This window comes from Butyrivibrio sp. (genome assembly GCF_024699075.1).
The window spans coordinates 1-7,034 of sequence record NZ_JAILQF010000438.1; the positions used below are offsets into that span (position 1 = coordinate 1).

General features: G+C 38.6%; 4 protein-coding genes and 1 pseudogene. 3 read left to right on the forward strand and 2 right to left on the reverse strand.

The genetic code is table 11. The annotated features are described in order from the left end of the window. Nucleotides 1–243, reverse strand: a pseudogene (locus K6G87_RS17245) (2-isopropylmalate synthase); the annotation flags it as partial. Between the two features lie 372 nt (nt 244–615). Here K6G87_RS17245 and K6G87_RS17250 point away from each other — a divergent pair. After that, nucleotides 616–1,473 carry a YitT family protein gene (locus K6G87_RS17250; RefSeq protein WP_296840025.1) on the forward strand — a complete coding sequence of 286 codons (858 nt, stop codon included), beginning with the start codon at nt 616–618 and terminating at the stop codon, nt 1,471–1,473. 101 nt (nt 1,474–1,574) lie between these two features. On the opposite strand, the gene fusA is transcribed toward K6G87_RS17250, so the two are convergent. Next, nucleotides 1,575–3,668: an elongation factor G gene (gene fusA / locus K6G87_RS17255; RefSeq protein WP_296840028.1), complete on the reverse strand. Its 2,094-nt coding sequence runs from the start codon at nt 3,666–3,668 to the stop codon at nt 1,575–1,577. 306 nt (nt 3,669–3,974) lie between these two features. On the opposite strand from fusA, the gene K6G87_RS17260 reads away from it, so the two are divergent. Both K6G87_RS17260 and aroA read left to right on the forward strand, forming a co-directional pair. Further along, nucleotides 3,975–5,066, forward strand: coding sequence for a prephenate dehydrogenase (locus K6G87_RS17260; protein WP_296840030.1), 1,092 nt, complete (start codon nt 3,975–3,977; stop codon nt 5,064–5,066). A gap of 147 nt (nt 5,067–5,213) precedes the next feature. Further along, on the forward strand, nt 5,214–6,548 hold the full coding sequence (gene aroA / locus K6G87_RS17265; protein WP_296840034.1) for a 3-phosphoshikimate 1-carboxyvinyltransferase: 1,335 nt from the start codon (nt 5,214–5,216) through the stop codon (nt 6,546–6,548). Nucleotides 6,549–7,034 lie beyond the last annotated feature (486 nt).

Consider the following 7,034-nt stretch of genomic DNA (forward strand, 5'->3'; position numbering starts at 1 on the left):
GCGAGACTGCTGGCCATCACGAAAAGTAGTATCAGTAATCCATATGTCCTTAGGCATATTATGCGGAACTATACGATCATTGAACGGAATTTTAGGTATTTCCTCATAAGGAAACATGTTTCTGAATACATTCGGCTTTTGTACATCATCAAGAATGTACATGTGCTCTTCGATCTGCAAAAGATTGTTCTTGCTATTCATCGAAACCGGACGATTTTGGAATGCGTTATTATCCTGCTTCATTGCAGCTGCCTCCCTGTCACAAATAATGAAATTTAGTAAAAATTTAGTACTGGATTTTATTTGCGTATAATTGTATACAATCATACGATTTGTGTCAAGGCAGTAAATTTCACGTGTTTGGGTTATTAAGAGATTAATTATGTATTAATCTTTCAAGTTTGATCAATAAGAGAGATATTATAATAGTTTTCATGTTAAAATAAGTTTAAATCTACCAGCGCAAAATAAAGCTGGTTATTCATTTCAAAAAGCTTCAAGGCCAATCATGTATTATTTCGCAATGGCTATGAATTTCTATTTTCTTCTTTACAATTAATGACTTTATTATTCAGATATATAGTCATGACTCATACTAAAAAAGGAATCTAGCTTATGACTAAAATTTTTGGAAAAAGATATTATGATCTTGTGTCCTTACTCTTCATTATCCTGGGTGCTTTAATGGCAAGTTTTTCAGTTGCCTGTATACTGCTTCCAAATGATACCCTTGATTATGGAACAGCAGGTCTTGGCATTATTATAAGTAGACTCTCAGGCATTAACCTGTCCGTATGCGTATTTGCAGTTTTTCTTCCATTTATAATAAGCGGCATATTTTTCCTTGGTAAAACATTTACTGTAAAAGCGCTTATCGGATCAGTCACCTACACAGTTGGTCTTGAATTATTTGAAAACATCCCCTTCGTTTTAAATACAGAACATTTTATAGCTGTAGCCTTCGGAGGAGCAATCCTTGGAGCAGGATTGTCACTCATACTTCGATTTGGAGGCTGTATCGATGGTTCTGAAATCCTGGCCAATATCATTGTAGACAAGTATTCCGAAAAAACAGGAAGAAACATCAGCATGACTTCGATTCTTGTAACCTTTAATATACTGGTCTATACAGCAGCCTTTTTCTTATTAAATCAAAACAGCGCACTTTTAGGGCTCCTTGTATACATAGTAGCAACTTCAATAACCGACCACTTCACAGACCGCTTTGAAGCTATCAAAAGAGTTACCATTATCACCAAGAACCCTGATGGTCTCATAAACAAGATCAAAAACGATATGAAAAAGACCTGCACTGTCATGGACTCCTACGGCGCAATTGCCGGTAAAAACAAAACTGTTATATGCTATGTGACCTATTTTGAACTTCGAAGACTAAGAGATATAATAGACTCTTTTGAAGAAAAAGCTTTCATAACCGTATCTTCAATTGATGAGATCCATATCAAAAAATAACAGAAGGTTTGATGCCCCCAGCATCAAACCTTCTTTTTGTTCATCAGCTTTTTAGCTTATGTACAGTTTTATTTACGCTAACCTTTCCTTCTCCAAAAAAGTTATTCATCTGATTCGCTGTCTGCTGCAACCTTTGCTGCTCTTGCCTCAACTTCTTTGGTCTGAACATCTGAAGGACACTGCTCATAACGAGCGAATTCATATTCATAATCTCCTGCACCACCTGTCATGGAACGAAGCTGTGTACAATAACCGTACAGCTCCATCTGAGGAACATCTGCTTCTATAACCTGCTTGCCACCGGCTATAGGATTCATTCCTGTTACACGTCCACGACGCTTATTAAGATCACCCATTACATCACCTGTGAAGTTATCCGGAACTGTAACCTTCAAAGATACGATTGGCTCAAGAAGTACAGGTGTTGCCTTCATGAACGCATCCTTAAATGCCTGTCTTGCTGCAACCTTGAATGCCATTTCAGAAGAATCTACAGGGTGATAAGAACCATCATAAAGTGTAGCCTTAACACCAACTACAGGATAAGCTGCAAGTGGTCCTCTCTGAACGGATTCAGCAAGGCCTTTTTCTACAGCAGGGAAGTAGTTCTTAGGAACTGCACCTCCGACAACTTCTTCTGCAAACTCATAAGACTTTGTAACATCTCCAAGAGGCTCAAAGCGCATCTTTACATGACCATACTGACCATGTCCGCCTGTCTGCTTCTTATATTTGGATTCTACATCCGCATTCTTACGAATAGTCTCACGGAAAGCTACCTTCGGTTTCGTAAGATCAATTGCTACCTTATATTCATTAAGAAGCTTTGATGCAATAACATCAATATGCATATCGCCCATACCATAGATAAGGGACTGATGATTTTCTGCATCATTTACAACCTTCATTGTAGGATCTTCAGCCTGAAGCTTAGCAAGAGACTGTGCGATCTTATCGATATCACTCTTATTCTGTGCATGATATCTCTGACATGTAAATGGTGTAGAGATGTTCATCTTAGCATATTGTACAGGAGTTGCCTTAGTTGCAAGTGAATCACCTGTGCTGATATCAAGCTTCTGAAGAGCACACAGATCACCGGCATGAACTTCACCGATCTCTTCTGTCTTATTTCCTCTTAAGATATAGAGCTTACCAATCTTGATCTCTTCATCAGTATTGGTATCATACAGAACGTCATCTGTCTTAAGAACACCAGAACGAACCTTTATAAGAGAATACTTACCAATGAAAGGATCGATAATAGTCTTAAATACAAATGCAGTCTTTGGCTTTGAGAAATCGAAGTTAGCCTCGAATATCTCGTTAGTCTTAGTATTGATACCGCTCATAGGACGGTTATCAGGACTTGGCATATACTTAACAATATCATCAAGAAGTGTATACACACCTTCGCAGAATATTGATGAGCCCTGCTCTACAGGAACTATGCTTCCGTCACATACATTTGTTCTAAGAGCTGCACGGATCTCATTTTCAGAGAAAGTCTCTCCGTTAAAATAACGGTCCATGAGATCTTCACTTGTCTCTGCAACTGCTTCCATAAGAGTATCTCTATAAGAAGCAAGATATTCCTTACTGTATTCCGGAACATCCATAGGAGTTGCTTCCTTATTTTCCCAACGGAAAGCCTTCTCCTGAATAACATTTACATAACCGATAAGCTTTTCATCTTCACGAATAGGAAGATTGAATGGAGCTATCTTCTTACCAAATTTATCTACTAAATCCTGGACAACCTGACGATATGAAACTTCATCTATATCCATATCCGAAACATAGATCATGCGGGGAATATTGTATTCTTCACACAGATCCCATGCCTTCTGGGTTCCTACCTCTATACCGCTCTTACCTGATACAACGATAATAGCTGCATCAGCTACACTTATAGCCTCTTCAACTTCACCTACGAAATCAAAGAAACCGGGAGTATCAAGAATATTGATCTTGCATCCATCCCACTCAAGCGGAATAGTTGACGTACTGATGGAAATCTTACGCTTTTGTTCTTCTTTGTCATAATCGCTAATGGTATTACCATCATCGATAGAGCCAAGTCTGGATGTAACGCCGGCAAGATAACACATAGCTTCCGCTAAAGTTGACTTACCACAGCTTCCATGTCCAAGCAACACAACGTTACGAATCTTGTCAGTGGTGTAAACGTTCATATCCTGTCCTCCAGTATGTAATTATTTTGGGTAAAATGTAGATAAAACTAGATTCTCCTCCCACATGTCCCATGTATATATTTTACAAAGTTTTACCTCGAATATCAAGAAAAATGTGCATTTGCTCCAAAACGTTTTTTCGAACATGCGCATTTTCCTAGAATTATATATATTTTAATGTTGTTTTTCGCAAGTTAAAGTGGTATAGTAATAAAAAATTGCTATTCTGTGACTAGGCTTATTTTCTGGCTTTGTCCAAGTTACATCCTATTTTTAAATCATAAAATACAGTTTGGATAATAATATATGGAAAACATAACTTGCGGTTTTATCGGTCTTGGTCTTATAGGCGGATCTATGGCCAAGGCACTTAAAAGTGGTAATAAAAATCTCAAAATAGTTGCTTATGATGTAAATATGGAAACACTTGAAATGGCTCGTGCAGATGACATTGCTGATGAGATCTGCTCTTCTATAGACGAGCATTTTCTTGCATGTGACTATATTTTCCTGTGTGCACCTGTACAGATCAATATTGATAATGTTGCAAAGATCAAACAGTTCTTAAACAAAGATGCTGTTCTTACAGATATAGGTTCTGTTAAGACACAGATTCATGAGCACGTACATGAACTTGGCCTTGATTCTCAGTTTATCGGAGGTCATCCGATGGCTGGTACAGAAAGAATTGGATATATCAATTCAAAACCTATCATACTTGAGAATGCCTACTATATTCTTACAAAGACTCCTGAAATAAGTGAAGACAAAGTCAATAAATTCTATGATCTTGTTAAGAGCATGGGAGCTATTCCTCTTGTCATGGACCACAGACAACACGACTATATAGTAGCAGCAATATCACACGTACCACACGTAATCTCTGCTTCTCTGGTAAATCTTGTAAGGAATTCCGATTCAGAGAACGGACTTATGAAGCTTACAGCAGCAGGTGGATTTAAGGATATCACCAGGATATCATCATCTTCTCCTGTCATGTGGCAGCAGATATGCCTGACTAATACAGAGAACATATCAAAACTTCTTGGAAACTATATAGATTCACTTATAAAGATCAAAGAGCAGATTGATAGCAAAGAAGCTGACTCCATAATCCGCTTTTTCAAGGATGCCAGAGAATATCGTGAATCTTTCATAGATTCTTCCGGAGGCCCTATCAAAAAGATATATAACATTCATATTGATATTGCTGACCAGCCGGGTGTTCTTGCTACAGTAGCAACCCTCCTTGCTGTTCATAACATAAATATCAAAAACATTGGTATCATGCACAACCGTGAATATCAAAGCGGAAGCCTGCAGATAGAATTCAATGATGAACACGATCAGCTTGAATCTATAGCACTACTCAAATCACACGGCTATACTGTTTCTTGAATATAGCCTACGTGACAACGGACACCACCTCTTAACAAGCTGCATCTAACAGCTCTTATTTCAGGCAGAGCCCGGTCCCTACTGCTACTGTTTATATTAAACAGCGCAGACAATATATACACAACACATTAAACAAGGCAGGTTATTATGATCAATTTAACAAGTACTAAAAAGCCTCTCAAAGGCGAGGTGCATGTACCCGGAGATAAATCAATCTCACATCGCAGCGTTATGTTTGCTGCCCTTGCAGAAGGTTCATCACAGATTACCGGATTCCTCGGAGGTGCTGACTGTCTTTCTACCATTGACTGTTTCAGGAAAATGGGTGTTTTTATAGAACAAACAGACAGACCAATTAATGGTGTGCCAACTATAACCATTCACGGACAGGGCCTTTACGGTCTCAAAGAGCCAACCGCGCCTCTTTATACCGGTAACAGCGGCACAACCACAAGACTTATGGCCGGAATCCTTGCTGCCCAGAAATTCGACTCAGATATAACAGGTGATGAGTCTATTGAAAAAAGACCCATGAACAGAATCATAAGACCTCTATCCGATATGGGTGCGAGTGTTACAAGCGTCAAAGATAACGGATGCTGCCCTCTTCATATCGAAGGCGGTCACCTTCTTCATGGAATCGTATATCACAATTCCGTAGCTTCAGCACAGGTCAAATCCTGTATTCTTCTTGCAGGTCTTTATGCCCAGGGCGATACAGTAGTTCATGAACCGGCCCTTTCAAGAAATCATACCGAGATCATGCTTAGATATTTCGGAGCTGATGTTCATAATGATGCTACACGCTACGGCCCATCCGCAGCAGTACTTCATCCGGGAATGCCGCTTTACGGAAGACAGATAAATGTTCCGGGCGATATAAGCTCAGCTGCATATTTTATAGCTGCCGCACTTATGGTACCCGGTTCAGAAGTACTCATTCACAATGTTGGCATTAACAGCACACGTGCAGGATTCCTTGCAGCTGTAAAGCAAATGGGTGCCGATATTACTCTTCTTAATGAAGATAACAACATGGAGCCAAGAGCTGATATCCTCGTAAGATATTCAGAACTTAGCAGCCCTAACAATGATACTTTCGAACTTGGCGGCAAGATAATACCTACCATGATCGATGAAATACCGATATTTGCAGTTCTCGCAGCTGTATCTAATTGTAAGACCATCATCAAGGATGCTGCAGAACTCAAGGTAAAAGAAAGTAACAGAATAGATACAATAGTTGAAAACTTAAAAGCCATGGGCGCCGACATCACAGCAACCGATGACGGAATGATAATAAATGGCGGCAGGCCTCTTCACGGGGCAATAATTGATTCTCACAAGGATCACCGCATTGCCATGAGCTTTGCTATTGCATCACTTGTAGCTACAAGCGAAACCAAAATAAAGGACGAAGAATGTGTAGATATCTCCTATCCAACCTTCTTCCGCGACTTTAACAGCCTTATAAATAACTGATATTTTATATTTTTATATTCAGACTTCGCATATAAAACACATGCTACTGTCCTTTCGATTTGATCTCCTTGGGCAGCCTGTATAAGATTTTCCTATTTTAAAATTCTTATAATTCAAGGCATAATATCTGAAATTGTTAAACTCTTGAATTTTATAAGAATTTTAAAGAACGCAAAAATCTTTTACAGGCTGTCCAAGTTATCTAATTCGAAAAGAAATAAGATTATTTATAATATGCAAAGTTTGAGTTAATAACTTGCGAGCCACCCATCACCTAAAGGTAATGAGATGAGTGGCTACATCATTATAAAAAGTTTACTATAGTATACGAAACTATAATTGCAAATCCTTTTATACCAGTTCTTCTCCATTTACATATACATGATATCCGTTTGTTTCTATGTTATCTGTATCGCCGTCGAACTCTGTAATATAGCTGTCTCCTGTAAGTACCCATTTACTATCATCATCAAGTGTTACTGAAAC